This window comes from Streptomyces sp. NPDC051218, from assembly GCF_044455475.1.
Classification (GTDB): domain Bacteria; phylum Actinomycetota; class Actinomycetes; order Streptomycetales; family Streptomycetaceae; genus Streptomyces.
This window is the reverse complement of the sequence record NZ_JBITEU010000008.1, coordinates 405,942-432,403: the sequence shown is the minus strand read 5'-3', so window position 1 is coordinate 432,403 and position 26,462 is coordinate 405,942. Positions and strand designations below refer to the sequence as shown.

At 69.1% G+C, this 26,462-nt stretch carries 27 protein-coding genes; 15 read left to right on the top strand and 12 right to left on the bottom strand.

Annotation, left to right across the window (positions count from 1 at the left end; genetic code table 11):
* Positions 1 to 59 precede the first annotated feature (59 nt).
* On the bottom strand, positions 60 to 1,022 hold the full coding sequence (locus ACIBCK_RS25440) for an electron transfer flavoprotein subunit alpha/FixB family protein (RefSeq protein ID WP_399393797.1): 963 nt from the start codon (positions 1,020 to 1,022) through the stop codon (positions 60 to 62).
* A 38-nt stretch (positions 1,023 to 1,060) separates the two neighbouring features.
* Positions 1,061 to 1,846, bottom strand: a complete 786-nt coding sequence (locus ACIBCK_RS25435; protein WP_399393795.1) for an electron transfer flavoprotein subunit beta/FixA family protein — start codon at positions 1,844 to 1,846, stop codon at positions 1,061 to 1,063.
* A gap of 108 nt (positions 1,847 to 1,954) precedes the next feature.
* Here ACIBCK_RS25435 and ACIBCK_RS25430 point away from each other — a divergent pair, with 108 nt between their 5' ends.
* Both ACIBCK_RS25430 and ACIBCK_RS25425 read left to right on the top strand, forming a co-directional pair.
* Positions 1,955 to 2,689: a TetR family transcriptional regulator gene (locus tag ACIBCK_RS25430; protein ID WP_399393792.1), complete on the top strand. Its 735-nt coding sequence runs from the start codon at positions 1,955 to 1,957 to the stop codon at positions 2,687 to 2,689.
* Positions 2,690 to 2,864: 175 nt separating this feature from the next.
* Positions 2,865 to 3,194 carry a Zn-ribbon domain-containing OB-fold protein gene (locus ACIBCK_RS25425; RefSeq protein ID WP_399393971.1) on the top strand — a complete coding sequence of 110 codons (330 nt, stop codon included), beginning with the start codon at positions 2,865 to 2,867 and terminating at the stop codon, positions 3,192 to 3,194.
* A gap of 9 nt (positions 3,195 to 3,203) precedes the next feature.
* On the opposite strand, the gene ACIBCK_RS25420 is transcribed toward ACIBCK_RS25425, so the two are convergent.
* From ACIBCK_RS25420 to ACIBCK_RS25410, 3 genes are all read right to left on the bottom strand, one after another.
* Positions 3,204 to 4,739 (bottom strand): AMP-binding protein, encoded by a 1,536-nt coding sequence (locus ACIBCK_RS25420; RefSeq protein WP_399393790.1) that lies wholly within the window; start codon positions 4,737 to 4,739, stop codon positions 3,204 to 3,206.
* A gap of 74 nt (positions 4,740 to 4,813) precedes the next feature.
* Positions 4,814 to 6,130 carry a SufS family cysteine desulfurase gene (locus tag ACIBCK_RS25415; protein WP_399393788.1) on the bottom strand — a complete coding sequence of 439 codons (1,317 nt, stop codon included), beginning with the start codon at positions 6,128 to 6,130 and terminating at the stop codon, positions 4,814 to 4,816.
* On the bottom strand, positions 6,117 to 7,505 hold the full coding sequence (locus ACIBCK_RS25410; RefSeq protein ID WP_399393786.1) for a family 2B encapsulin nanocompartment shell protein: 1,389 nt from the start codon (positions 7,503 to 7,505) through the stop codon (positions 6,117 to 6,119). Before ACIBCK_RS25410 ends, ACIBCK_RS25415 begins: the two co-directional genes overlap by 14 nt.
* Before the next feature lie 352 nt (positions 7,506 to 7,857).
* Here ACIBCK_RS25410 and ACIBCK_RS25405 point away from each other — a divergent pair, with 352 nt between their 5' ends.
* Entirely contained in the window at positions 7,858 to 8,715 is an 858-nt protein-coding gene (locus ACIBCK_RS25405) for a GNAT family N-acetyltransferase (protein ID WP_399393784.1), read from the top strand.
* Between the two features lie 84 nt (positions 8,716 to 8,799).
* On the opposite strand, the gene ACIBCK_RS25400 is transcribed toward ACIBCK_RS25405, so the two are convergent.
* The gene (locus ACIBCK_RS25400; protein WP_399393969.1) at positions 8,800 to 10,965 is read right to left on the bottom strand and encodes a glycoside hydrolase family 3 N-terminal domain-containing protein; all 2,166 of its coding nucleotides are present in this window, start codon (positions 10,963 to 10,965) and stop codon (positions 8,800 to 8,802) included.
* Positions 10,966 to 11,308: 343 nt separating this feature from the next.
* Between ACIBCK_RS25400 and ACIBCK_RS25395 the strand changes: the two genes are divergently transcribed.
* Positions 11,309 to 13,189 carry an ABC transporter ATP-binding protein gene (locus ACIBCK_RS25395; protein ID WP_399393782.1) on the top strand — a complete coding sequence of 627 codons (1,881 nt, stop codon included), beginning with the start codon at positions 11,309 to 11,311 and terminating at the stop codon, positions 13,187 to 13,189.
* A 267-nt stretch (positions 13,190 to 13,456) separates the two neighbouring features.
* Positions 13,457 to 13,804, top strand: a complete 348-nt coding sequence (locus ACIBCK_RS25390) for a hypothetical protein (protein WP_399393967.1) — start codon at positions 13,457 to 13,459, stop codon at positions 13,802 to 13,804.
* A gap of 51 nt (positions 13,805 to 13,855) precedes the next feature.
* On the opposite strand, the gene ACIBCK_RS25385 is transcribed toward ACIBCK_RS25390, so the two are convergent.
* The 3 genes from ACIBCK_RS25385 to ACIBCK_RS25375 form a co-directional block, all read right to left on the bottom strand.
* On the bottom strand, positions 13,856 to 14,254 hold the full coding sequence (locus ACIBCK_RS25385; protein ID WP_399393780.1) for a DUF5994 family protein: 399 nt from the start codon (positions 14,252 to 14,254) through the stop codon (positions 13,856 to 13,858).
* A 477-nt stretch (positions 14,255 to 14,731) separates the two neighbouring features.
* Positions 14,732 to 15,151 (bottom strand): hypothetical protein, encoded by a 420-nt coding sequence (locus ACIBCK_RS25380; RefSeq protein WP_399393778.1) that lies wholly within the window; start codon positions 15,149 to 15,151, stop codon positions 14,732 to 14,734.
* The gene (locus ACIBCK_RS25375; RefSeq protein WP_399393777.1) at positions 15,148 to 15,774 is read right to left on the bottom strand and encodes a hypothetical protein; all 627 of its coding nucleotides are present in this window, start codon (positions 15,772 to 15,774) and stop codon (positions 15,148 to 15,150) included. The genes ACIBCK_RS25380 and ACIBCK_RS25375 overlap by 4 nt, the downstream gene beginning before the upstream one ends.
* 675 nt (positions 15,775 to 16,449) lie before the next feature.
* On the opposite strand from ACIBCK_RS25375, the gene ACIBCK_RS25370 reads away from it, so the two are divergent.
* Positions 16,450 to 16,719 carry a hypothetical protein gene (locus ACIBCK_RS25370; RefSeq protein ID WP_399393775.1) on the top strand — a complete coding sequence of 90 codons (270 nt, stop codon included), beginning with the start codon at positions 16,450 to 16,452 and terminating at the stop codon, positions 16,717 to 16,719.
* A 554-nt stretch (positions 16,720 to 17,273) separates the two neighbouring features.
* Positions 17,274 to 18,326 (top strand): fatty acid desaturase family protein, encoded by a 1,053-nt coding sequence (locus tag ACIBCK_RS25365; protein ID WP_399393773.1) that lies wholly within the window; start codon positions 17,274 to 17,276, stop codon positions 18,324 to 18,326.
* 61 nt (positions 18,327 to 18,387) lie between these two features.
* Here ACIBCK_RS25365 and ACIBCK_RS25360 read toward each other — a convergent pair whose 3' ends face one another.
* Positions 18,388 to 19,116 (bottom strand): ANTAR domain-containing protein, encoded by a 729-nt coding sequence (locus ACIBCK_RS25360; RefSeq protein ID WP_399393771.1) that lies wholly within the window; start codon positions 19,114 to 19,116, stop codon positions 18,388 to 18,390.
* Between the two features lie 5 nt (positions 19,117 to 19,121).
* Positions 19,122 to 19,838, bottom strand: coding sequence for a GAF and ANTAR domain-containing protein (locus ACIBCK_RS25355; RefSeq protein WP_399393769.1), 717 nt, complete (start codon positions 19,836 to 19,838; stop codon positions 19,122 to 19,124).
* A gap of 271 nt (positions 19,839 to 20,109) precedes the next feature.
* Here ACIBCK_RS25355 and ACIBCK_RS25350 point away from each other — a divergent pair, with 271 nt between their 5' ends.
* From ACIBCK_RS25350 to ACIBCK_RS25315, 8 genes are all read left to right on the top strand, one after another.
* Entirely contained in the window at positions 20,110 to 20,895 is a 786-nt protein-coding gene (locus ACIBCK_RS25350; RefSeq protein ID WP_399393767.1) for an ABC transporter substrate-binding protein, read from the top strand.
* A 41-nt stretch (positions 20,896 to 20,936) separates the two neighbouring features.
* A complete protein-coding gene (locus ACIBCK_RS25345) occupies positions 20,937 to 21,722 on the top strand; it encodes an amino acid ABC transporter permease (protein ID WP_399393765.1) in 786 nt (261 codons plus the stop codon).
* An 11-nt stretch (positions 21,723 to 21,733) separates the two neighbouring features.
* Complete coding sequence (locus tag ACIBCK_RS25340; protein WP_399393965.1) at positions 21,734 to 22,546, top strand: amino acid ABC transporter ATP-binding protein; 813 nt, start codon at positions 21,734 to 21,736, stop codon at positions 22,544 to 22,546.
* A gap of 109 nt (positions 22,547 to 22,655) precedes the next feature.
* On the top strand, positions 22,656 to 23,096 hold the full coding sequence (gene panD, locus ACIBCK_RS25335; RefSeq protein ID WP_399393763.1) for an aspartate 1-decarboxylase: 441 nt from the start codon (positions 22,656 to 22,658) through the stop codon (positions 23,094 to 23,096).
* Positions 23,093 to 23,440, top strand: coding sequence for a GNAT family N-acetyltransferase (locus tag ACIBCK_RS25330; protein WP_399393761.1), 348 nt, complete (start codon positions 23,093 to 23,095; stop codon positions 23,438 to 23,440). Before panD ends, ACIBCK_RS25330 begins: the two co-directional genes overlap by 4 nt.
* Positions 23,434 to 24,093, top strand: a complete 660-nt coding sequence (locus ACIBCK_RS25325) for an aspartate/glutamate racemase family protein (RefSeq protein WP_399393759.1) — start codon at positions 23,434 to 23,436, stop codon at positions 24,091 to 24,093. The genes ACIBCK_RS25330 and ACIBCK_RS25325 overlap by 7 nt, the downstream gene beginning before the upstream one ends.
* 72 nt (positions 24,094 to 24,165) lie before the next feature.
* On the top strand, positions 24,166 to 24,612 hold the full coding sequence (locus ACIBCK_RS25320; RefSeq protein ID WP_399393757.1) for a nitroreductase family deazaflavin-dependent oxidoreductase: 447 nt from the start codon (positions 24,166 to 24,168) through the stop codon (positions 24,610 to 24,612).
* Between the two features lie 96 nt (positions 24,613 to 24,708).
* The gene (locus tag ACIBCK_RS25315; RefSeq protein ID WP_399393755.1) at positions 24,709 to 24,903 is read left to right on the top strand and encodes a hypothetical protein; all 195 of its coding nucleotides are present in this window, start codon (positions 24,709 to 24,711) and stop codon (positions 24,901 to 24,903) included.
* A gap of 99 nt (positions 24,904 to 25,002) precedes the next feature.
* Here ACIBCK_RS25315 and gndA read toward each other — a convergent pair whose 3' ends face one another.
* Complete coding sequence (gndA, locus tag ACIBCK_RS25310; RefSeq protein ID WP_399393753.1) at positions 25,003 to 26,445, bottom strand: NADP-dependent phosphogluconate dehydrogenase; 1,443 nt, start codon at positions 26,443 to 26,445, stop codon at positions 25,003 to 25,005.
* Positions 26,446 to 26,462: the final 17 nt, after the last annotated feature.

Sequence of the window (26,462 nt, the reverse complement as noted above, 5' to 3'; positions counted from 1 at the left end):
AGGCCGAGCGCAGCCCGGCGGCGCTGATGCCGCGCGGCCGGGCTGCGGTAAGAACAGGGTTAGCCCTTGCGGGTGTTGACCTCTTCGGTGAGGGCGGGGACGACGTCGAAGAGGTCGCCGACCACGCCGTAGTCGACCAGGTCGAAGATCGGGGCCTCGGCGTCCTTGTTGATCGCCACGATCGTCTTGGAGGTCTGCATGCCCGCCCGGTGCTGGATCGCGCCCGAGATACCCGAAGCGATGTACAGCTGCGGCGAGACGGACTTGCCCGTCTGGCCGACCTGGTTGGAGTGCGGGTACCAGCCCGCGTCCACCGCCGCGCGCGAGGCGCCGACCGCGGCACCGAGCGAGTCGGCCAGCGACTCGATGAGGTGGAAGTTGTCCGCGCCGTTCACCCCGCGGCCGCCGGAGACCACGATCGCGGCCTCGGTCAGCTCCGGACGGCCGGTGGACTCACGCGGCGTACGCGCGGTGACCTTGGTGCCGGTGGCCTGCTCCGAGAAGGACACGGCCAGGGCCTCGACGGCGCCCGCGGCGGGCGCGGCCTCCACCGCGGCCGAGTTCGGCTTCACCGTGATGACCGGAGTGCCGGTGGAGACCCGGGACTTGGTGGTGTACGAGGCGGCGAACGCGGACTGCGTGGCCACCACACCCTCTCCGTCGGCCTCCAGGTCGACGGCGTCGGTGATGATGCCGCCCTTGACCCGCAGCGCGAGGCGGGCGGCGATCTCCTTGCCCTCGGCGGACGAGGGCACCAGCACGGCGGCCGGGGACACCGCCTCGTAGGCGGCCTGCAACGCGTCCACCTTCGGCACGACCAGGTAGTCGGCGAACTCCGGGGCATCGGCGGTCAGGACCTTGACCGCGCCGTGCTCGGCCAGCGCGGCAGCGGTGTCGCCCGCGCCGTTGCCCAGCGCGACGGCGACGGGCTCACCGATCCGGCGGGCCAGCGTCAAAAGCTCCAGGGTGGGCTTGCGGACGGCACCGTCCACGTGATCGACATAGACGAGAACTTCAGCCATGACTCTTCCAATTTCCGTGACGTGTCAGCGAATCGGGACTAGATGAACTTCTGGCCCGCGAGGAACTCAGCGAGCTGCTTGCCGCCCTCGCCCTCGTCCTTGACGATCGTGCCCGCGGTACGCGCGGGACGCTCGGTGGCGGATTCGACCTTCGTCCAGGCACCCTCAAGACCCACCTGCTCGGCCTCCAGCTCCAGATCGGAGAGGTCCCAGGCCTGAACCGGCTTCTTCTTCGCCGCCATGATCCCCTTGAACGAGGGGTAACGCGCCTCGCCCGACTGGTCGGTCACCGACACCACCGCCGGCAGCGACGCCTCCAGCTGCTCGGACGCGGCATCACCGTCCCGGCGGCCCTTGACCACACCGTCCTGGACGGACACCTCGGACAGCAGCGTCACCTGCGGCACACCCAGACGCTCGGCCAGCAGCGCCGGCACCACACCCATGGTCCCGTCCGTGGACGCCATACCCGAGATCACCAGGTCATAGCCGGCCTTCTCGATCGCTTTCGCCAGGACCAGCGAGGTACCCAGCGCATCCGTACCGTGCAGGTCGTCGTCCTCGACATGGACCGCCTTGTCGGCGCCCATCGACAGCGCCTTGCGCAACGCGTCCTTGGCGTCCTCCGGACCCACCGTCAGCACGGTGATCTCCGCGTCATCCGCCTCGTCGGCGATCTGCAGGGCCTGCTCGACCGCGTACTCGTCGAGCTCCGACAGCAGGCCGTCCACGTCATCCCGGTCGACGGTCAGGTCATCGGCGAAGTGCCGGTCGCCGGTGGCGTCAGGCACGTACTTCACGGTGACAACGATCCTCAAGCTCACGCCGGCTCTCCTACCTGGTGTGGTTCGTTATGGCGACGGTATGGCACTCAGTACCCCCTGTAAAGGTACGTAGTGCCAGATTGGCCCTCACGATGCTACGTTCCCCGCATGACTGAGGCGCGCGGACCAGCGAAGAAGGCCCCCATGCGGGAGGTGAAGGCCCCCATGCGGGAGGTGCTCGCCACGGCGGCGTTCCAGCTGTTCCTCGAGCGGGGCTTCGAGCAGACCACGGTGGACGACATCGTGGCGCGGGCCGGGGTGGGGCGCCGCTCCTTCTTCCGGTACTTCCCGTCCAAGGAGGACGCGGTCTTCCCCGACCACGAGAGCTGCCTCGCCGACATGACGGCTTTCCTCGAAGCGGCCGTCGACGTCGATCCCGTGGACGCCGTGTGCGACGCGGCCCGCATCGTGCTGCGCATGTACGCCACGAACCCCGAGTTCTCCGTGCAGCGCTACCGCCTCACGCAGGAGGTCCCGGGCCTTCGTACGTACGAACTCTCCGTGGTGCGCCGCTATGAACGCACCATGGCCGGTTACCTCCGCGGCCGTTACGCCGACGCCGAGGACGGCTCCCTGCGCGCCGAGGTGATCGCCGCCGCCGTGGTCGCCGCGCACAACAACGCCCTGCGCTCCTGGCTGCGTTCGGGCGGCGACGGTGATGCCGAGGCGGCGGTGGACCACGCGCTCGAGCTGGTGCGCAACGGGTGGGGGAGCGGCACCGTGAGCGGGGAGGCAGCCGCTGACGTCGATGACGAGGTCGTCGTCATGGTGGTCTCGAAGCGAGCTCCCATGTGGCGCGTGGTGCAGCGCGTCGAGTCCGCCCTCGGTCAGGAATCCGACTGAGTAGCACTCAGTACCTTTACCTCTTGGCACTCAGTGCCATATGGTGCGGATGCGTCGGCGCCCAGCGCGGCGCGACCGAGCCGACATCCGAGCCGAGTGCAGGTCCAATGCAGGGGGTCGAGACGTGTCCCAGCAGGAATTGAGCATCGCGCCGACAGAGCACGAGCGAACCGGCATGATCTACCAGCGCTGCCGATGGTGCGGCACCGCGTCCTTCCGGCGCATGCTGTGTCCGGTGTGCGCCTCCAGTGATCTGGAGTCCGAGCGGAGCGACGGCGAGGGCGTCGTTGTCCAGTCCAGCGTGGTCAACCGCTACACCGGCACCGCGCGCAACGAGTCCCTCGTCCGCTTTCCCGAGGGCTTCGTGTTCCGTTGCCGCGTCGTGGGCGCCTCGCCGCACCTCGTGTGGGTCGGCGCGCGCGTGCGGCCCGTGGCCGGGTCCGATCCGGAGACCGGGGAGGCCGTCTTCGAGCTCTGCGAGACGCACACGAGCGCCGACTGGTAGGGCTGCGGATCAGTTGACGCCGCGCTCGCGACCTTCCCAATACGGCCCGCGCAGCTTGTACTTCTGGAGTTTCCCGGTGGCCGTGCGGGCCAGCTCCCCGCGGAACTCCACCGAGGTCGGCGCCTTGAACCCGGCGAGGTTGTCCTTGCAGTGCCGGATGAGCTCCTCTTCCGTGGCCTGCGCGCCGGGGGCCAGGACGACCAGAGCCTTGATGGTCTCGCCCCACTTCTCGTCGGGCACCCCGATGACCGCGACCTCGGCGACCGCGGCATGGCTGAACAGCACGTCCTCCACCTCGATCGACGAGACGTTCTCACCGCCGGTGATGATGACGTCCTTCTTTCGGTCACTGATCGACAGATGGCCGTCCGCGCCGATCGACCCGCCGTCGCCCGTGTGGAACCAGCCGCCCTCCAGTGCCTGAGCGGTCTCCTCCGGCCGCTCCCAGTACCCCTCGAGGATCACGTTCGAGCGGGCCAGCACCTCGCCATCGTCCGACGTGCGCAGCGTCACGCCGAGCGCGGGTGCCCCGGCCTGGACCAGCTTCTCCGCGCGCTGCTGCGAGGTGAGAGCGTCCCATTCGGCGCGGGTGCGGTTGATGGTGAGCAGGGGAGAGGTCTCGGTGAGCCCGTAGATCTGGATGAACTCCCAGCCGAGCTCGGACTCGACCCGCTCCACCGTCCGGGTCGGCGGCGGAGCCCCGGCCACGATGATGCGCACCCGGTCCCGCCCCGGGATCTCCCCCTCCCACGACTGCGCGGCGGCAAGGACGGCGTTGACCACGGCGGGCGCCGCGCACATCACCGTGACCCCGTGCTCGGCCACCCGGCGCAGGATCTCCGCGCCGTCCACCTTGCGCAGCACGATCTGACGGGCGCCCATGCCCGCCATCGCGAACGGCATGCCCCAGCCGTTCGCGTGGAACATCGGCAGGGTGTGCAGATAGACGTCCCGGTCCGTGACCCCGGCGTGCAGCGCGAACGTCAGGGCGTTCACCCAGATGTTGCGGTGCGTGATCTGAACGCCCTTGGGGCGCGCGGTCGTTCCGCTGGTGAAGTTGATGGTCGCGGTGGCGTTCTCGTCGTGCTCCCAGGGCTCGGGCTCGGTGCCGAACCGGTACAGCTCCGCGTCGGCCCGCGCCCCGAGGGTGAAGCGGTGCTTGCAGGTCACCTCCGAGAGGCGGTCCTCGAGCTCGGGGTCGACCAGCAGCACGCTCGCCCCCGACTGCGCGACGATGTAGCTCACTTCGTCGGGCGAGAGACGGAAGTTGACCGGCACGAGGACCCGGCCGTGGCCGCTGACGCCGAAGAACGACGTCAGCAGCCGTGCGCTGTTGTGCGAGACCACCGCGACCCGTGCACCGTGCGGCACCCCCAGCGCGTCGAGACCGGCGGCCTGGGCCCGCGCCAGCTCGCCCACGCGTCGATACGTGAGCCCTTCCCAGGGCTCGGCCGGCTGATCGGGCTCGTCGACGATGCCGACCCGTTCCCCGTAGACGGCCGTGGCGCGGTCCAGAAAATCAAGGGCCCCGAACGGGACGAACATCCTGGCCTCCCGAAGCTCAGTCGATGTACGCCGCCTATCCGACCATGCCCCACGGGAAACCGGACACCCCGACGCTAGGCCGCTTGCAGCCGCCGCAAGGACGCCACCAGTTGATCCACCTCCTCCGACGTGTTGTAGAGCGCGAGCGAGGCGCGGGCGGCCGACTCCAGGCCGTAGTGGGCGAGCGCGGGCTGGGCACAGTGGTGGCCCGCACGGATGGCGATCCCGTCGCGGTCGAGCCACTGGGCGATGTCTGCCGGGTCATGGCCGGCGAGGGTGAACGTGAGCACCGCGATCCGCTCGGGCGCCGACCCCAGGACCTCCAGGCCCGGCACCGTGGACAGAGCCTGCTGCGCGTACGTCATGAGCGAGGTCTCGTACGCGGCGACGGCGTCCCGGTCGAAGGACGTGAACCAGTTCAGCGCGGCAAGGAGCCCGACGACGCCCGCGATGTGGCCCGTGCCGGCTTCCAGGCGGTGCGGGACCGGCGCGAACGTGGTCCGCGTGAAGTCGACCGACTCGATCATGTTGCCGCCGCCCTGCCACGGCCGCATGGCCTCCAGGATCTCCGGCTTGGCGTAGAGCGCGCCGATGCCGGTCGGGGCGAACAGCTTGTGCCCCGAGAAGGCGTAGCAGTCGGCGTCCAGATCCCGCACGTCGACCGGGAAGTGTGCGACGGCCTGCGCCCCGTCCACCAGGACCTTGGCGCCGTAGCGGTGGGCGAGGGCGGTCATCTCCTTCACGGGCGGAACGGTGCCGAGCACGTTCGACGCGTGGCTGACGGCGACGAGTCGCGTGCGGTAGGAGAGGAGATCGGCGTACGCGTCCTGGTCGATCGCTCCCTCGGGGGTGAGGGGGATCGGGACGACCCGGGCGCGCGTCTCCTTCGCGATCAACTGCCAGGGGACGATGTCGGAGTGGTGCTCCAGGACGGCCACCAGAATGTCGTCCCCGGGCCCGAGGTTGGCCCGCCCCCAGCTCTGGGCCACGAGGTTGACGGCCTCGGTCGTGCCGCGTACGAAGACGATGTCGTCCGGCGACCCCGCCCCCAGGAACCGCGCGACCGCCGACCGCCCCGCCTCGTACATCTGGGTCGCCTCGCGCGCCATGGTGTGCGCGCCCCGGTGGATGTTGGAGTTCGCGGTGCCGTAGAAGGCGCCGAGTGCCTCGATGACCTGGCGCGGCTTCTGCGTGGTGGCGCCGTTGTCGAGCCAGACGAGGGGGTGTCCGTTGACGGTGCGGTGCAGGATCGGGATGTCCTGGCGGGCCGACTCGGGGGAGAATCCCGGGGATTGGAGCTGCGGGAGCGCGCCCGCGTCCACGCCGGGGGTGGCGGACAGCGGGCCGGGCTGCGGGCCGGGTCCTCGCGTCGTGACGTCAGGAATAGTCATGGTAGGTGGACACCTCGACGTTCTGCAGGACGGCGATGGCGTCCTCGACCAGGACCGCGGCGTTGAAGTACGCCGTCATCAGGTACGACGTGATGCCCTTCTTGTCGACGCCCATGTTCCGCATGGACAGGCCCGGTTCGACCTCGTCCGGGACCCCGGCGGGACGCAGGCCCACCACGCCCTGCTCGGCCTCGCCCGTCCGCATCAGCAGGATCTCGGTCGTGCCGAGCCCGGCGCCCATGCCGCCCGAGAACCGCACCTTGTCCGACGGAAGCAGCGGCACACCCCGCCACGTCAGGAGCGGACTGCCGAAACGGTTGTCCGTCACCGGAGGCACACCGCGCCGCGTACATTCCCGGCCGAAGGCGGCGATCGCCCGGGGGTGGGCCAGGAAGAAGCCGGGCTGTTTCCATACCCGTGTCAGGAGCTCGTCCAGGTCGTCGGGGGTGGGGGCGCCGGTGCGTGCCTGGACGCGCTGCCCGGCGGTGACGTTGTGGAACAGGCCGTGCTCGGGGTGGTTCAGGAGCGAGGACTCCTGGCGTTCCCGCAGGGCCGCGATGGTGAGGTTGGACTGCGCGCGGGTCTGGTCGATGGGCCCGTTGTAGAGGTCGGCGACCCGTGTGTGCACGCGGAGCACCGTCTGCGCGAGCGTCATGTGGTACTCACGGGGTGCGTCCTCGTAGTCGACGAACGTCCCCGGCAGGTCCGGCTCCCCGACGTGCCCCGCGGTCAGATCCACCGGCACCTCGGTCCCGGGCGCCATGGTGTCGCCCTCGCAGTACGCGGTGACCGCGCCCCCCAGCGCCTCGTCCCGGTCGGCCATCCGCGCCAGCGCGTCGCGGTCCGCGCACAGCGCCATGCCCGGGGAGAGTGCCTTGACGCGGTAGGGCAGCTGCTCGGTGCGGGTCCAGGCACCGAGGTCGAAGAACTGGCCGTCGCCGATGACTTCGAGGAGCGCGTCCTCGCCGTACCGCCCGGTCACCCGCTTCTCGGCCCTGCCCCGCACGATCACCCACAGCCGGTCGGCGGTGTCGCCCTCCTGGGCGAGCACCTGTCCGGCCTCGAAGGGGACCTCGGTGAAGGAGCCGGCCAGCTCGGCGAGCAGCGCGTCATCGGCGTCGCGGAGGTAGGGAACCTCGCGTAAGTCACCGGGCACGACGCGCTGCGATCCGCTCTCCTCGTACGTGGTGATGCGGTCGTCGCCGAGCACGAAGGTCCGGCGCCGGTTCACCCGGTAGGAGCCCGATTCGACGTCCACCCAGGGCAGGGCGCGCAGCAGGTAGCGCGGGGTGATGCCGCGCATCTGGGGAGTGGTCTTGGTCGTCGTGGCCAGTTGCCGTGCGGCATCCGGTCCGAGTGCGAGTCGGTCGTTCACTGGAACCTCCTGGAAGAACGGTCGTTGTTGACTGCCGTGGCGGCATCGCTGTCGCGACGGCGTTCGGCGCCGATCGTCTTCTCGTCCGTTCCATGACCGCAAGTGGTCATTTCTGCGCGCTAATTGAGAAAAGGCCGGAAATGAACGGACAGTTGGCCTCGCACCCGCCGACCACCCTTCCAGGGCTCCGCCGGGAAATCCCCCCACAGCAGATATCGGGCTCAAACCATCCCAATACCGGAGCCAAGCCCCCCTGAAAGCTGCGCTTATGACTCGGGTAGTGGGGCGGGTAGTCGGGCAGGATGGTTCCGGTGCGGCCGGTGAGATCGGCCGCCGTACGAAGGGTGCAGCGATGACGGATTCGGCCCCTGGGCGGCTCACCATCTCGCGGGCGACGCTCGACGACTGGCAGGTCGTCAGCGGATGGGCGGCGGACGAGGGCTGGAATCCGGGTCTGCGGGACGGCCCGTCCTTCTTCGCGCAGGACCCCGACGGATTCTTCCTGGGCCGCATCGACGGCGAGCCCGTCTCCGCGATCTCGGTCGTGAACTACAGCGAGGTGTACGCCTTTCTGGGCTTCTACCTCGTCCGCCCCGACCTGCGCGGCCACGGCCACGGCATCGCCACCTGGCGCACGGCTCTCGCCCACGCGGGCAGGCGCACCGTCGGTCTCGACGGCGTGGTCGCCCAGCAGGACAACTACCGCCGTTCGGGCTTCGAGCTGGCCCACCGCACGATCCGTTACGTGGGCTCCGTGCCCGGAGACGCCACCAGAAGCGCGCGGATCCTGCCGGTCGAGGCCGCGGGCCTGCGGGCCATCACCGCATACGACGCCGCGAGTTACCCGGCCGACCGCCCGCGCTTCCTGGAGTCCTGGCTGACCGCTCCCGGACACCGCGCCCTCGCCCGGATCGTCGACGGCCGCGTCACCGGGTACGGCGTGCTCCGCCCGGCGCAGGGCGCCCTGCGGATCGGGCCCCTGTTCGCGGACACACGCGCCGACGCGGAGGAACTCTTCGACGCGCTGACGGCCGACGCCGGGGGCGCGCCCGTCATCATCGACGTCCCCGAGACCCAGCCGCACGCCGTGGCCCTCGCCGAGACGCGCGGCATGAAGCCCACGTTCCCCACTGCCCGTATGTACACGGGCCCGGTGCGGGAGCTCGCCGAGGAACGGGTCTTCGGCGTGACCACGCTCGAACTCGGCTGACCCGCGAGGGCCGGGCCCGTGGACATACGGGTCCCGGCCCTTACGTACGGGTCCCGGCCTTCCCGCATGACCTCCGCGGGGCCGCTACGTGATCGTCAGCCTCTTCTTCGCCTCGGCCTCGGAGCTGTTGCCGACGTAGAGGTCCACCGCACCCTCCTCGACACGGAACTCGCCGTTCTCCGCGTTCGTCCAGAACCCGAAGTCATCGGCGCCGAGCTGGAATCGGACGGTTTTCGACTTCCCGGGCCTCAGCGTCACCCTGCGAAAGCCCCGCAGCTTGCGCACCGGCTGAGCGATGCTCGCCGCGATGTCATGGACGTACAGCTGCACGACTTCGTCGCCCGTGCGCTCGCCCGTGTTGCGGACGGTGACCGCGACCTCCAGGGTGTCGCCCCCGCGCAGCGCCCGCGCCGAGACGTGGTCACGGCTCAGCCTCGGCTCGCCGATCTCGAAAGACGTGTAGGAGAGGCCGTGACCGAAGGCGAACTGCGGGCCCGGAGGCAGGTCGAGGTACTTGGACGTGTACTTGTTGTCCGCGTTGTACGGGCGGCCCGTCGACTCGTGGTTGTAGTGGACCGGGATCTGACCGACCGTCCGCGGGAACGAGACGGGCAGTTTGCCGCCCGGGTTCACCTCGCCGAACAGCACGTCGGCGATCGCGTTGCCCGCCTCGAGACCCGGGTGCCAGGCCTCCAGGACGGCGGGCGCCGACGTCAGCCAGCCGCCGAAGGTCAGCGGACGTCCGTTGACCAGGACCACCACGAACGGCTTGCCCGTCGCCGCGATCGCCTCGATCAGCTTCTCCTGCCCGCCCGGCAGGCTGATGTCACCGCGCGCCGCCGCCTCGCCGCTCATCGCCGGGGGCTCACCGACCACGACGACGGTGACGTCGGCCTTCTTCGCCGCGGAGACCGCCGCCGGGATGCCGCCGGTGTCCTTGCCCTCGGCGTCGACGCCCTTCGCGTACGTCACCTTCGCCCGCGGGGCGGCGGCCTTCACCGCCGCGAGGACCTTGCCCGAGGGGAAGTTCTTCGCCGCGCCGGGGAACGTCCACGTGCCGAGCAGGTCGTCGGAGTCGCCGAACGGGCCCACGACCGCGATCGACCCGGCGGACTTCTTCAGCGGAAGCGCCTTGCCGTCGTTCTTGAGGAGGACCATCGAGCGGGCGGCGGTCTCGCGGGCGGCCTTGCGGGCGTCGGCGGACGGCTCGTTGATCGCGTCGTCCTCGTCGACGTACGGGTGCTCGAAGAGTCCGAGCGCGAACTTCAGGCGCAGGATGCGTGCGACCGCTTCGTCGAGCCGCTGCTCGCTGATCCGGCCGTCGCTCAGCAGCTTCTTGCCGTGCTTGGCGAGGTCGGTGCTCGCCATCTCCATGTCGACGCCTGAGTTCAGCGCGAGCCTGGCCGCGTCGGCGCCGTCCTCGGCGAAGCCGTGGGCGACGAGTTCGTCGACGCCGTTCCAGTCGCTGACGACGAAGCCGTCGAAGCCCCACTCCTTGTAGAGGATGTCGGTGAGCGTGTGGGAGTTTCCGTGGGCCGGGACGCCGCTGATGGTGTTGAAGGAGGCCATCACCGTGGCCACGCCGGCGTCCAACGCGGCCTTGAACGGCGGCAGATAGTGGTTGCGAAGCCGCGACTCCGACACGTCGACCGTGTTGTAGTCCCGGCCGCCCTCGGCTCCGCCGTACGCGACGAAGTGCTTGGCGCACGCGGCGATGCGGTCCTTGGCGCCGAGCCCCGAACCCCGCTCGCCCTTACCGCCCTTTCTGTCCTTCCCCTCCCTCTCGCCCTGGTAGCCCTCCACCTTGGCCACCGCGAACGCCGTCGTGAGGTACGGGTCCTCGCCGCAGCCCTCGGCGATGCGGCCCCAGCGCGGCTCGTGCGTGACGTCCATCATCGGCGAGAACGTCCAGTGCACGCCGTTCGAGCGGGACTCCTTCGCCGACACCTCGGCGTCCCGCCTGGTGACCTCCGGGTCGAAGCTCGACGCCTGGGCGAGGGGGATCGGGAACGTGGTCCACAGGCCATGGATGACGTCGAGCCCGAAGAGCAGCGGAATGCCGAGCCGGGACTCCTCCACCGCGATGCGCTGCAGGGCGTTGCTGCTCCTGGCGCCGAAGATGTTCAGGACCGAACCCAGCCGTCCGGCGCGCGCCGCGTCCTCGACGTCCTTGGTCTCGCTGCCACCGGGGCCCGTGCTGACGGCCCAGGGGAGCTGCTGCAGCTGCCCCAGCTTCTCTTCGACAGTCATACGGTCGAGCAGCGTCTGGATCCTCGGGTCGAGGGGGCTCGTGGGGCTCGGGCGCCGCGCCGTGGCCTGGGCGATACCGGTGCCCGCCACGGTGAAGCCGCCCCCGGCGACGGCTGTGCCACCGATCGCGGACAGCAGAGTACGCCTTCGAAGCTCTCGCATGTGTTCGCCTTCTCGCATCAGGAAGTCGACAACCTCTGTGATGGCCACAAGAGTTGAAGCGAAAAGTACGTTCCTGCTACATGCGGGTCAAGGGATGACGCAGGGACGCGCGGGGGTCTCTTTTCGGTGTACTGCCCCCGATGCTTGACCTCAAGGAAACTTGAGGTTCTACCTTCTTCCCATGAGCATGGAAACGACAGCCTGGACCCAGCTGCACAGCGTCCTGAACGCCGAGCAGGACCGCCGTCCCTTCGCCCGCGCCACCTTGCGCCGCATCGGGACCTTCGCCCGCCCGCACAAACGCCGCATCGTCTACTTCGTTCTCCTGAGCATCGTCACCGCGATGCTCGCGGTGGCGACCCCCCTGCTCGCGGGCAGCGTCGTGGACACGATCGTCTCGGACGGGGATTCCTCGCTCGTCGTCCGGTACGCCCTGCTCATCGCCGCCATCGCCGTCGCCGAGGCCGGCTTCGGCCTGCTCGGCCGCTGGCTGTCGGCGAACCTGGGGGAGGGGCTCATCCTCGACCTGCGGACGGCCGTCTTCGACCACGTGCAGCGCATGCCCGTCGCCTTCTTCACCCGCACCCGCACCGGTGCGCTCGTCAGCCGCCTCAACAACGATGTGATCGGCGCCCAGCGCGCGTTCAGCAACACGCTCTCCGGCGTCGTCGGCAACGTGGTCATGCTGCTCCTGAGCCTGGCCATGATGCTGAGACTCTCCTGGCAGATCACGCTCCTCGCGCTCGTCCTGCTCCCCGTCTTCATCGTGCCCGCGCGCCGCATGGGCTCCCGGATGGCGAAGCTCCAGCGTGAGGCAGCGCACCACAACGCGGCGATGGGTACGCGCATGACCGAGCGCTTCTCCGCCCCGGGCGCCACGCTCATCAAGCTCTTCGGCCGACCGGGCGCCGAGTCGCAGGAGTTCGCCACACGGGCCGGCCGGGTGCGGGACATCGGTGTCCGCACGGCCATGGCACAGTCCACGTTCGTCACCGCGCTCACGCTGGTATCGGCGCTCGCCCTGGCCCTCGTCTACGGGCTCGGCGGCTACTTCGCCCTGAACGGCACCCTGGAAACGGGCGCGATCGTCTCCCTCGCCATGCTCCTGACCCGCCTCTACGCGCCGCTGACCTCCCTGGCGGGAGCGCGGGTCGAGGTCATGAGCGCGCTCGTCAGCTTCGAGCGCGTCTTCGAGGTGCTCGACCTGAAGCCGCTGATCGATGAGAAGCCGGACGCACGCGAGGTGCCGTCGGGCCCGGTGGCGGTGGAGTTCGACGACGTCCGCTTCGGCTACCCGGCCGCCGACAAGGTCTCCCTGGCCTCCCTCGAAGAGGTCGCGTCCCTCGACACCCGTGGTGGTGACGAGGTCCTGCACGGCCTCTCCTTCCGCGCCGAGCCCGGCCAGACCGTGGCGCTCGTCGGATCGTCCGGCGCGGGCAAGTCGACGATCGCGCAACTGCTGCCCCGCCTCTACGACACGGACGGCGGGGCCGTGCGGATCGGCGGGGTCGACGTCCGTGACCTCTCCGCGACGTCCATGCGCCAGACCCTCGGCATGGTCACCCAGGACGGTCACCTCTTCCACGAGTCGGTCCGCGCCAACCTGCTGCTCGCCCGCCCCGAAGCCACCGAGGACGACCTGTGGGACGTCCTGCGCAGGGCCCGCCTCGAAGACCTCGTACGCTCCCTGCCCGACGGCCTCGACACCGTGGTCGGCGAGCGCGGCTACCGCCTCTCCGGCGGTGAGCGCCAGCGGATGACCATCGCCCGGCTGCTGCTCGCCCAGCAGCGGGTGGTCATCCTCGACGAGGCCACGGCGCACCTCGACAACACATCCGAGGCCGCGGTCCAGGAGGCGCTCGCCGAGGCTCTGGAGGGCCGCACCGCGATCGTCATCGCACACCGGCTCTCGACGGTGCGGTCCGCAGACCAGATCCTCGTCGTCGAGGCCGGGCGGATCGTGGAGCGCGGCACGCACGAGGAGCTGCTCGCGGTGGACGGCAGGTACGCGGAGCTGTACCGCACGCAGTTCGCGGGGAAGCCGGTGCAGGTGGCCGCTTGAGTGCCGTACAGCACGGGCACGTCAGTCGCGTGCAGATCGAACAGGGGGCGGTTGCCCGGTTGAACGCCAGGGCATCGACGTGCAGCGGGTGTTCTCCGCGCCGCGCGACTACGCTGGCACCTACAACCGCCGCCTGTCCACGTGGCCAGCGCCTTCATCGGCGACTCCGAACCTCTCGCCGACCTGGGTTCCTGACCGGCCCACAGCTCTTCGGCCCGGCCGGTCCGTTCCCATTCCGCCGACACGACGCACAGGAAAGTGACCACGATGATGTACGACCAGGCACGTGCTCAGCTGCCGCCGGACAAACTCCGGGGTTCCACTGAACGCCGCGCCCCGGGACCGGAGCCGCTCCTCCCGACGGACGAACGAGACCGGCTCGCCCTGCGACTCCAAGAGGCCCTCAACAACTTCGCCGCCGGCCCGCTCGAGTCGCTGGAAGAGGCGGAGAGCATCCTCGATGAAGCCGCCGCCCAGCTCATCAGCTCCCTTGCGGAACAACGGCGTGCCCTCCACGAGGGGTGGCAGGGCCATGGCCCCGAAACGCAGCCGAACGAACTCCGGCACGCTATGAGGGCGTACCGAGAGATCACACAGCGACTGCTGCGCACCTGAGCAGGGCTCGCCGAGACGGTCGCGTCGCGGGGCCCGGAGCAAGCCGCACACTCAGGTGGGGGCACCCGCGGCGGCGGCCATGAGGGACTCGGCGGCGTCCAGCGGAGTCTCGGGCGCTACGACCAGCAGGTCCCAACGCCCCCGATTGGGGGCGAGCAGGCAGATCGTGTCCGGGGCGGACACGGCGGTGGACCTGCGTAGCCGCACCACCTGGTTGAGCACGAGCATCCGACCGGGTGTCACGGCCCACGTCGCCCCGTTGACCGTGACGCTTGTGATGTGACCCCAGGCCTGCGGCAGCCCGGCAAGCAGCCGCGGCAGTTCCGTCAGCAGGTCGTACGAGGAGGGCCACCACGCCCCGTCGATGGGGTGCGGCAGGGGGCCGGGGGGCGCGAGACGCAGGCGGAGAAGGGGCTGTGGGGGGAGCGAGGGCTGCAGAGTGGTGGCCATGAGAGTTCCTGCCGGTTGCCGTACGGAGTGGGGTCTGGGTTGATGCACACGCGGCGGGAAGCGACGCGATCGGGTGTTGGCCATTGCACGTCGTGCACCCGACAGGGCTGAACGGTGTTCGACGGTAGGCCCGGACCCCGACATGGCCGTACTCCGGCGATCCGATACCGACATCGGCGGGAAATGATGCGAATGAACGCTCGGTCATGGGGTGCGGAACCTGCCTCGGGCGCGACGCAGCCGGTGTCATGGTGGCAAGGCCGAACCACCTTCAGCGCCGGTACGCGAAAAGTCCCCGCTGCGGTCAGCGTACTCCTGCGTGCCCGGCGTACTTCTGCGTGCCCGAATACCGAACCGAGCAGCGCCTCCGTGAACGCACCATGGCCGCGTTTCCGTCCACCACAGCCGTACGGATCTCGAGAGAGTCCCGCCCGTCGCAGTCTGCCCGGACGGGACGTGTCGCGGCCTCGACGTGGTTCAGATGTGCAGCAGCCGTTCGGTGATCTCCTGGTACTGCTTGAGCGCGAGCCGGAGTTCTTCCGTCTGCGCTGAGGTGCCCATGTCCTGCCATCCGGCGCGCAGGGCGCGGTGTCGTTCGGTGAGGGTGCTGGTCAGGTGGGTGGCTGCGTCGTCGAAGACGCCGTCAGCTTCCCGGACTGCCCCGTGCGGGTCTTCGACGAAACTGTTGAGGGCCTGCTGGAGGCGCATGGTCATTTTGTCCCGGTCACCCTGCGGGATCAGCATCGGGTTCCCGGTCCGCCCCGCCGCTTCGTTGGTGGCGCCGGTCTGGAGCGGCGGATGGGTCGGCTCGGTGGGAGTCGCTTGCGCGGCGCGCCGTTTCGCGGATTTCGGGCCCAGGTTGGCGGGTTCCTGTGTGCGTTCCTGGTCGTACGTCATGATGTCCCACTTCCTTTGGCATGCCGCCTGCCGGATGTCCGCGGCGAGTGGCCGCGGCCGTCGGCGGTCTGTTGGTGGCGCTGGTCCGTGGCGGGCCGGGCCGTCACCAGCGCTTCGAAGAGGCTGCGGGCCTCGATCATGGCCTCTCGCATCTCCTCGGTGCTGCTGTGGCCGCGGGCAGCGACGTGCGTGCTGCGGTAGCCCCGCACGCAATGGCCGTGGTGGACGGAGAGTGCGGAGATCCGTTCCTCGAACTGCTCCCCGTCGGGGTAGCCCCGGTCCCTGGCAAGGTGTGCCAACAGCATGTCGGCCTCGGTGACCGCCTTCTGCGGCGATGAGACGAACTGCTCCTGGACTTCGGCCCACTGAGCCACGTAGTACTGGCGGCTCTCGGGCGACAGCGGCTTCTCCTGGAGTGAGCCGTACCGCCTCACGCGTTCGCTGAGTTCTCGTTCGGCTGCCATGACGTCGTCGTGGTGCTCGGTGACGGCGCGTTGGTACTCGGGTCCGAAACGATTTTGCAGGCCGCGCCTACCGCCTCCGGGCTTGCGCGTGCGTTTGACGTAGAGGAAGGCAGCAGTGGCTGCGATGACGGCCACGGCGATGATCACGATGATGAACATGGCTGCCCTCTCCGGCTCCGGCCTGGTGCGGGACTGCGGTTCATTCCCATCAACTTCTTTTGTCTGGTGTCTCGTTGGCGCCTGCCGGGTGGTATCCAGCCGAGGTGAGAACCACCCGCAGCGCTTTTGGGGTCAGCGTCGGAAGGCCTTCTTGACCTTGTCGCCGGACTGCTCCGCCCCTGGTCCGGCCGCCGCTGCTGTCGCACACGACGCATGGGACGAGCCAGGGTGATCGGCAGTGCCGCGGCTCTGTATCAGAGGATCTGGTGAGGCCGAAGCCGGAGATCAACAGGATCAGCGGAAAGGATCAGCAGAAGGAGAATTCACATGAAGATGGCCCAGCCTCCAGAAACGCGGAGAGGAACCTGGCTCCGCGGGGTCCGGGCGAAACGGGAAGGCGGAGTGCCTCGCCTGAAGGGAAAAGGCACGGTCCTACGCCGTGCCGTCAGTGAACGCCTGCTCCAGCCTGTTGTCAACGGCCGTAGAGCGGCGTGGGGTTGGGTGCGGGGCGTGGTGCCGCTGCGGCGTCAGATCCTGACAAACTGTCAAGTAGCCGTCCGAGTGCGGCGATACGCATGACATCGGTGCGTATCGCCTTCTCCCCGGCAGGGCTATGCTGTGAAGCGAGGCCCCTGTCCCCGGCAGCGATGATTCATTCCGCTCGGGAGGCGCCCCATGATCGTCTTGTCAGTCATCCTCGTTGTTGCTCTGCTCGGCCTCGGCTTCCTCAACCCCATGTGGTGGGTGGCCGGAGCCGTGCTGATCTTCGCAGCCGTCCACTACGGGCGTGGTGGTGTGGGGGGACGGGGCCGAGGTGGTCACTCCGAGTACCGCGACTATCGGGACCGCCGAGATCGTCAGGACCGCTGGGACCGTCGCTACCGACGCCAGCGCCGAGGGAGCTGGACGCGCCAGGACCACCGCAAGGGCGAGTACCGCAAGTGACCGAGGAGTGCCCGCCCGGGTCTTTCCGGACGGCGCCGACCAGACCGGACGCTCAACTCGCCTGTGAGGCAGAGCCGGTTCTCGTCGTCTCTTCCCTTACGTGATGTAAACGAGTCGCTGTGTAGTCTGAAAGCAGGATGCCCCAGCCCTTGGCTGCCCTTTCTGGATTCCGGGAAGACGTACTGGCGTCCGCACCTCGGCGCGACGCGGGCAGACGGAAGCGACGCGCCACGACCGTGCGGGCCCGATCTGTACGACACGTCGCCACGGCCGCGTGCCAGCTCACATCGCTACCGCCTGACCCGGATCTTCGTGCGACGGTCTCTCCTGACGTCTGCCCGCGCTGATCGGGCCCGTGGCGGGAAAAGAGGCATCATGCCGATCACCCTCCGCACTTCGACGACTCTTCATACATGCCCCGACCGGGACCGTGGGCGAGATCCCGGTCAGGCCCGGGGGAATACGGTGCACTGCGCCGCATGCACCGTCGGGCGCCCACGGAAGGCGCGCCGCCCGAGCCGAGAACGGTGCCCGGTGCGACGACAGGACCGCCGATGAGCACGCAAGCGCCGCAGCGCGCCGATACAGCCGTGGACACACCGGCACGAGGCAGTGACTTCGCTCGCCTGGCGAAGGAGATCAAGGACTCGGGGCTGATGCGCCGCCGCCCCCTCTACTACGGCGCGCGGATGGCCCTGGTGGCCGCGGCTTTCGCGGGCGGCTGCCTGGCCCTGGTGTCCGTCGGTGACAGCTGGTGGACGCTCGTCGTCGCGGCCTTCCTCGCTCTGGTCTTCGGCCAGATCGCACTCGTCACGCACGACGTCGGCCACCGTCAGGTGTTCCGCAGGACCCGGTCCAGCGCGCTGATCGGGCGTCTCGTCGGCAACCTGGGAATCGGCATGGGGTACGGCTGGTGGCAGGACAAGCACTCGCGCCACCATGCGAACCCCAATCACGAGGAACTCGATCCCGATGTGGCCCCCGACATCCTGGTCTGGACTCAGGCGCAGGCCCAGGCGGCAAGGGGCCTGCCTCGCCGGATCGGGAAGGCACAGGCCTATCTGTTCTTCCCTCTGCTGAGCTTGGAGGGCTTCAACCTTCACTTCGCGGGGATACGCGCCCTGGCGGACCGGTCCCTGAAGCAGCGGAAGCTGGAGGGGACGCTCCTGGCCGCACACTTCCTCCTCTACTTCGGAGCCTTGTTCTTGCTCCTCTCGCCGGGAAAGGCAGTGGTGTTCGTCGTCGTGCACCAGTGTCTGTTCGGGCTCTATCTGGGCGCCATCTTCGCCCCCAACCACAAGGGCATGCCCACGCTCACCGGCGGCGACCGGCCCGACTTCCTGCGCCGTCAGGTCCTCACCTCCCGCAACGTGCGCGGGGGCTGGTTCACCGACGTGGTGCTGGGCGGACTGAACTACCAGATCGAGCATCACCTGTTTCCCAGCATGCCTTCGCCGAACCTGCGCAAGGCCCAACTCCTGGTCCACCGCTACTGTGACGACCTGGGCGTGGACTACCTCCAGACCTCGCTCATCGCCTCCTACAGGCAGGCGATCCAGAGCCTGCACCAGGCAAGTCGCCCTCTGCGGCAGCCCCGATCGGTCTGACGCGGTCCGGCGCACGAGCCTCCTACGGGCGCTCATGGGCGCTCATGGCGATCACGGGCGCTTACGGGCGCGGGATCTGGTCGGTGTCCAGTTGCTGGTCGATGATCTGGCGGGCGCAGTCAGAGATGCGCAGGTGACGGGCGCGGGCGTAGGCGCGCAGGGCGCCGTAGGCGGCGTCGGGTTTGACCATCCAGCGTTCGGCGAGGATGCCTTTGGCCTGTTCGATGACGATGCGGCTCGACAGGGCTCGCTGCAGTTGGTTCTTCTCCATCTGCTCGTGCCCGAGGTCGCGTTGTTGCAGCAGGGCGATGCTGGCGACGTCCGCCAAGGCCTGCGCGAGCGAGGCGTCCTGCTCGCTCAGCGCCTGCCGACTGGTGTGGAAGAGATTCATCGCCCCTAGAGCGCGGGTGCGCAGCCGCAGCGGGAAGACGTGGCTGGTCTTGAAGCCGCTCTTGCGGGCTTGGCCGGCGAACGCGGGCCAGCTGCTGTTGGCCGTGTGATCGTGCAGGTCGATGTCGGTGCGGGAGGCGCGGGTCCGGTAGCACTCCAGGCAAGGACCCTGGTCGTGCTGTATGGCGAAGATCTCCAGCAGATGTGTGTTCTCGTCGGAGGCGGCGACCGTGTGCAACAGTCCTTTCTCGTTGGCGAGAAGGATGCCTGCTGCGGAGACATCGAGCAGGCTGACGCAGTGGGCGCACAACTCGTCGAGGAATTCGATGACATCGAAGTCGTCGATCAGGGAATCCGCGACCTGCACGAATACATCGGATACTTGCTGCTCACGGGACATGGGAGTCATCCCCTCGGCTCCTTGGGTGGGTCGGGTCGAGAACGGTCGTCGTCCAGGCGAAGGCGCCGGGACACCACGTCCTCGGCGGCAGCGGTGATGGGCCTGTCGCGGCTGAAGGCATAGGCGCGCAGTCGCAGCAGCGCCTCACTGAGCGGGAGCGCGAGCTGGACGCTGAGCATGCCGGTGGCCTGGTGGACGACGGCCCGGTGCAACTCGCCCCGTGGCAGCGTGTCTTCCTGGCCGTCGATGCGCTTTTCCGCCCCGCCGAGGGACTGGAGCGTCAAGGCGGCGGCGAGGCCCAGTGCGTCGTCCATTTCCTGGCCCGTCATGTGGCCCGGTGTGGAGCGCAGCCCGGTGAGGACACCGACCGTGATGCCGCCGAGGGCCAGCGGTAGGCAGAACACAGCCCGGATCGGCAGGTGGGCCATCGCCGCAATGAGGTTGGGCCACCTCGGCGGCCCTGTGGCAGCCACGTCGGGCGCGAAAGCGGCTTCTCTGCACCGGAGAGCGTCAGGTCCCGGGCCCTCACCCAGAGTGAACTGCAGGTCCTCGAAGGCGGAACCGGTCTTTCCGGACGACCACAGCTGCTCTGTGATCTGGCCGTTGACCGCCAGGGAGACCACAAGATCATCTATACCGAGCACCGACGCACAGTCGGCGCCCAGAGGCGGCCCGACGTCGTGCAGATCACGCAGGATCGCAGTCATCTCAGGGCTGAGCACCGGCGGCCACCTTTCGCTCCCCATACTACTGACAAGGCTGGAAGACGAACGCCGTTCCGCTGCATCGTGGAGGGTGTGATGCGGGAGAGATCGATTGTGTTACCCATACGCAATCCCGAGGGCGGGACAAGAGCCCTGGCCGGTGGCAGGATGCACCGCAGCTTGCGCAGCACACAGCGCTGTTGATCTCGCTCGCGCCCTGGTTCGAGCCTGCCCTGGAGGTCCTGTGTCCGCTCGTACCCCGAAGTCCGTTCGTTCCCCGGTGGCTGTCATGGCCCTGACCGCGGTCACCGGCCTGCTGATGGCGGGCTGCACCAGCACCAAGTCCGACAGTGACGGCGACAAGGGCGCCTCGGGGATCAAGCTCGTCTCGTCCGGCAAGATCAAGACCTGCACGCATCTGCCCTACCCGCCGTTCCAGTCGAAGAAGGACGGCAAGATCGTCGGCTTCGACGTGGACCTGGTCGACCTGGTCGCCAAGGAGCTGGGGGTCGAGCAGGAGATCGTCAACACACCCTTCGAGGGCATCGAAACCGGCCAGGACTTCAACATCCGCAAGTGCGACCTGGCCGCCGCGGGCATGACGATCACCGACGAGCGCGACAAGGTCATGGACTTCTCGGACCCCTACTTCAACGCCACCCAGGCGCTGATCACCAAGAAGGGGCAGCCCTACAAGACCTTCGAGGATCTCAAGGGCAAGAAGCTCGGCTACCAGAAGGCCACCACCGGCGGCATCTACGCCAAGAAGGAGAGCAAGGACCTCGACGTGGAGCTCGTGGAGTACGAGGACGTCGGCCTGCTGCTCACGGCGGTCAAGGCAGGCAAGGTCGACGCGGGCATCAACGACAACGGCGTGCTCTTCGAATACATCAAGGAGAACCCGGACACCGAGGTGACCGCGGAGTTCGACACCGGTGAGAAGTACGGAATCGGCTTCCGCACGGGCAACGACTCACTGCGCACGAAGGTCGACGAGGTCCTCAAGAAGGCCCGGACCGACGGCAGTTACGACAAGATCTACAAGAAGTGGTTCGGCACCACTCCGCAGAGCTGACCTCAAGCATTCAAACGGCTGACCAGAGGAGTTCTGCCCGTATGTCCATGTCCCGAAGGCGGCGGGCACGGCTGTTCCGCGGCGTCCAGTACGCCGTGCTGTTCATCGCCATAGCCGTGCTCGCGCTGGTGGCCGACTGGGGGACACTGCGCCAGGCGTTCTTCGACGTGGAGATCGCCAAGGCGCTGTTCCCCGAGGTGATCACCACCGCGCTGGTCAACACCGCCTACTACACGCTGCTCGGCTTCGGCTTCGGTCTGGGGCTCGGCATCGTCCTCGCACTGATGCGGCTGTCCACGGTGCCTCCGTACCGCTGGATCGCGATCGCCTATATCGAGTTCTTCCGCGGCATTCCCTCCCTCCTTGTGTTCATCGCGCTCGGCTTCGGTGTGCCGCTGGCCTTCGAGGTCGCGCTCGACATGGACATCACGGTGATGCTGTCCCTGGGCCTGGTGGGCGCCGCCTACATGGCCGAGACGATCCGCGCGGGCATCCTGGCGGTGCCCAAGGGGCAGACGGAGGCGGCCCGTTCGCTGGGCATGTCATCGGGGCGCGCGATGGTGTCGATCGTGATGCCGCAGGCGTTCCGGATCGTGCTGCCGCCGCTGACCAACGAGCTGATCCTGCTCACCAAGGATTCCTCACTGGTGTATCTGCTCGGCCTCTCGCTCGGCCAGTTCGAGCTCGCCAACTTCGGCCGGGACGCGCTGAACGAGCACAAGAGCCTGACCCCGATCCTGATCGCCGGACTGCTGTATCTCGTCATCACCCTCCCGCTCGGCCATCTGGTGCGGCGGCTCGAGGCCCGTACGGCGAAAGCCAGGTGAGCACCGTGAAGTTGGACAAGACACCCGACGCGCCCGCACCTTCGGGCCAGGCGATCGAGGTGCGCGAGCTGCGCAAGTCGTTCGGCGATCTGGAGGTGCTCAAGGGCATCGACCTCACGGTCGGGCGCGGTGACGTGGTCTGTGTCATCGGCCCTTCGGGCTCCGGCAAGTCGACCCTGCTGCGCTGCGTCAATCTCCTGGAAGAGCCCACGTCGGGCACGGTGACGGTGGCCGGCACTGAGGTCACCGACCCCGATGTGGACATCGATCGCGTACGCCGTCGGATCGGCATGGTCTTCCAGTCCTTCAACCTCTTCCCGCACCTCACGGCGCTGGAGAACCTGACCATCGCGCAGCGCCGTGTGCTGCGGCGCGGCAAGGAGGAGGCGGAGCGCGTCGCGCGGGCCAACCTCGCGCGGGTGGGCCTCGTCGACAAGGAGCGGTCCTATCCGGCGCAGCTCTCCGGCGGCCAGCAGCAGCGGGTCGCGATCGCTCGGGCGCTGTCCATGGACCCCGAGTTGATGCTCTTCGACGAGCCGACCTCCGCGCTCGACCCCGAACTGGTCGGGGACGTACTCGCGGTGATGCGCTCGCTCGCCCACGAGGGGATGACGATGCTGGTCGTCACCCATGAGATGAGCTTCGCGCGCGAGGTCGCCGACCGGGTGGTCTTCATGGACGACGGGGTGATCGTCGAGGAGGGCACCCCCGAACGCGTGGTGGGCGACCCGCAGCACGAGCGGACCCGCACGTTCCTGGCGCGCGTACTCGATCCCGCGGCGGCGGAGGTGGGCGAGGTCCCGGATACGGGACCGCGGCGTTGATCTGCTGGACGTCGGGGGAAGCCTTCGGGTCGAAGGCGTGCCGATGTACAGTGAACAACGCCCTTGACCTGCACAAAGCAGGCAGGGAGCCTACCTCCCGGAGTGCCTCATGATGCGCACCATGTTCAAGTCCAAGATCCACCGCGCCACGGTGACCCAGGCGGACCTGCACTACGTCGGATCCGTCACTATCGACGCCGACCTTCTCGACGCCGCCGACCTGCTGCCCGGCGAGCTCGTGCACATCGTCGACATCACCAACGGCGCCCGCCTGGAGACCTACACCATCGAGGGCGAGCGCGGCAGTGGTGTCATTGGTATCAACGGCGCGGCCGCCCACCTCGTGCACCCCGGCGACAGGGTGATCATCATCAGCTACGCTCAGGTCGACGACGCCGAGGCGCGCACCCTGCGGCCCAAGGTCGTGCACGTCGAGGGTGAGAACAACCGCATCGTGGCCCTCGGCGACGACGCGGCGGCGCCGGTGCCGGGCGCCGACGACATGGCCCGCAGCCCGCACGCGGTGCGAGACCTCCAGGAGAGCCGATGAGCAGTGGGATCGAGATGCGCGACGACCGGGCCCGCGGCGTCATCGAGGCGCGGGCGGACGGTGAAGTCGTCGGCCGGATCGTCTACTTCACGCTTGACGCACCCGAATCCGCCCTCGTGCCAGTCCATACCGAAGTGGTGCCCGCGCACGAGGGCGAGGGCATCGCGGGATCGCTGGCCAGGGAGCTCTACGCGATGGCGGCCCGGGAAGGCGTGGCCGTCGCGCCCCTGTGCCCGTACGTGGTGAAGTGGGCCGGGCGGCATCCCGATGAGGCGCCCGTAGCCTCCGGCGAGTTGGTCAGTGCCGCGCTGGCCAAGGTGAAGTCGGACCCGGCCGCATGGTGAGCGCGACGCTCGCCCTGCTGCACACCTCGCCCGTGCACGTCCCCGTCTTCGAGCGGCTGCGGGACGAGGACCACCCAGGGCTCGAGCTGCGCCATCTCGTCCACGAGGACCTGCTCGCGCGGGCCCGCGTCGAGGGTCCCGACGCGGTGGCCGACGACATCCAGGAACTTCTGGAGCAGGCCGTCGACCAGGGGGCCGACCTCGTCCTGTGCACCTGCTCGACCATCGGCGCCGTCACCGAGGCCCGCGCCGCTGCCGTCGGCGTGCCCCTCGTGCGGGTCGACCGGCCCATGGCGGCCGCCGCCGTGGCCGCGGGGCGGTCTGTTGCCGTCGTCGCCACGCTGGAGAGCACCCTGGCGCCGACCCGCGCACTGGTCGAGGAGGAGGCGGCCCGCGCCGGGCGGCCCGTCGACGTCACGACGGTCCTCGTGGAAGGCGCCTGGCAACGGTTCGAGGCCGGCGACAGGGAGGGCCACGTACGCCTGATCGCGGAGGCCGTCGATGCCCTGGAAGGCGTCGACTCCGTCGTCCTCGCCCAGGCTTCCATGGCGGGCGCGGCTGACATCGCCACCCTCCCCGTACCGGTCATCTCCAGCCCGCGCCCGGGGCTGCGTGCGGCCGTTCTCCGGTGCGAGGAGGAGAGCAAGTCGTAGGGTTGCGGCGGGAGTTGAGTGACCTCTCGGCTCCCGCGTACCCCTTCGACCGCACACTTCACAGGAGCGGACATGGCGCAGCAGGACGAAGAGGCCGTGATCAGTCCCACGGGCTGGGTGGCCAAGCAGGCCCGCCTGTACGAGGAGTCGGGCGGCACGAAGGGCACCGGCGTGCAGGGTGTTCCCTGCCTGCTGCTCGACTACCGCGGACGGCGCACGGGGCAGCTGCGCCGCACCGTCCTGATCTACGGCCGCGACGGCGACGACTACCTCATCGTGGCCTCGAACGGCGGTGCCGACGAGCACCCCCTGTGGTACCGCAACCTCGTCGACGAGCCCGACGTACGGCTCCGCGTGGGCACCGAGGAGCGGTTCGCCGCCCGCGCCGAGACCCTGTCGCCCGAGGACAAGGCCAGGGTCTGGCCGGGCCTCGTCGAGATCTTCGCCCCCTACGCGGACTATCAGGCCAAGACGGATCGCGACATCCCCGTCGTGCGGCTCAGGCGCACCGGGAACTGAGGTCCGACGGCTCAAGGACGCGTGGACTCGGCAGGCGTGGGCACGCGAGGCGGGAGAGAGTGGACACGACCGATCTCCGACCCCCATGGAGGAGACATGACCGTCCCGTACCCCGACCCCACGCCACCCAGCCCGATCCCCGACCCGGGCGGACCCAACCCGATGCCGGACCCCGAGCGCCCCACGCCGGGCCCTGGCCCCGGCCCCGTGCCGCGGCCCACGCCGGACCCGCCGCCGACCCCGCTCCCGCCGCCGGGACCTGAGCCCGAGACCGAGCCCAAGCCGGTCTGACGGCGGGGGAGACGGACGGGCAGGGAGACGGGACAGGCCCAGGCCTGCCGCAGGCCGCGGCAGGCCTGGGCCTGTACCTACTGGCAGGCCCTTCAGGCCCTAGGCCTGGACCTCCGAGCGGTCCCCGCCCCACAGCGTGTGGAACGACCCCTCGCGGTCCGTACGCCGATAGGTGTGCGCCCCGAAGTAGTCCCGCTGCCCCTGCGTGAGCGCGGCCGGAAGCCGGTCCGCGCGCAGCGCGTCGTAGTAGGCGAGGGCCGCAGAGAAGCCCGGCGTGGGGACCCCCTGCTGGGTGGCCGCGACCAGCACCGCCCGCCAGTCGTCCTGGGCCGCACCGATCTCCTGCGCGAACGTCTTGTCCGAGAGCAGGCTCGGCAGATCCGCGCGTGCGTCGTACGCGGCGCGGATGCGGTCAAGGAAGGCGGCCCGGATGATGCAGCCGCCGCGCCAGATGGCGGCGACCGCGCCCAGGTCGATGTCCCAGCCGTACTCCTCGCTGCCCGCGGCGACCTCGTGGAAGCCCTGCGTGTACGACACGATCTTCGAGGCGTACAGCGCCTGCTCGACCTGGTCGGCGAACGCCGCTGCCTCCGACCCGGTCAGCGTCCGGGCCTTCGGGCCCGCCAAGTCCTTTGACGCGGCCCGCAGTTCGGAGTGGCCCGACAGCGACCTTGCGAACACGGCCTCCGCGATGCCCGACACCGGAACGCCCAGGTCGAGGGCGATCTGCACGGTCCAGCGGCCGGTGCCCTTCTGCTCGGCCTGATCCTGGACCACGTCGACGAACGGCTCGCCCGTCGCGGCGTCCACGTGCTTGAGGACCTCCGCCGTGATCTCGATCAGGTAGGAATCGAGGCGACCGGTGTTCCAGGTGCGGAAGATGTCCGCGATCTGCGCGGGGGAGTAGCCCGCCACATCGCGCAGCAGCTGATAGGCCTCGGCGATCAGCTGCATGTCGGCGTACTCGATGCCGTTGTGCACCATCTTCACGAAGTGCCCCGCGCCGTCCGGGCCGACGTGCGTGACACACGGCGATCCGTCCTTCGCCTTCGCGGAGATCTTCTCCAGCATCGGACCGAGCGAGGCGTACGACTCCTCGGAGCCGCCCGGCATGATGCTCGGGCCGAGCAGCGCGCCCTCCTCGCCGCCCGATACGCCGGTGCCGACGAAGTGGATGTCCTGCTCGCGCAGTTCACGCTCGCGGCGCCGGGTGTCCGCGAAGTGCGCGTTGCCGCCGTCGATGATCATGTCGCCCGGCTCCATGAGCGGCGCGAACTCCTTGATCACGGCGTCCGTGGGCTCGCCCGCCTTCACCATGATGACCAGGCGGCGCGGGCGCTCCAGGGCCGCGACGAACTCCTTGGCGGTCTCGGTGGCGATGAAATCGCCCTCGTCGCCGAACTCCTCCACCAAGGCGTGGGTCTTGGCCGCCGTGCGGTTGTGCAGGGCGACGGTGTAGCCGTTGCGTGCGAAGTTTCGGGCCAGATTGCGCCCCATGACCGCGAGGCCAGTGACACCGATCTGGGCTGACGTGCTGCTCATGCCGTGGCTCCTGGAGG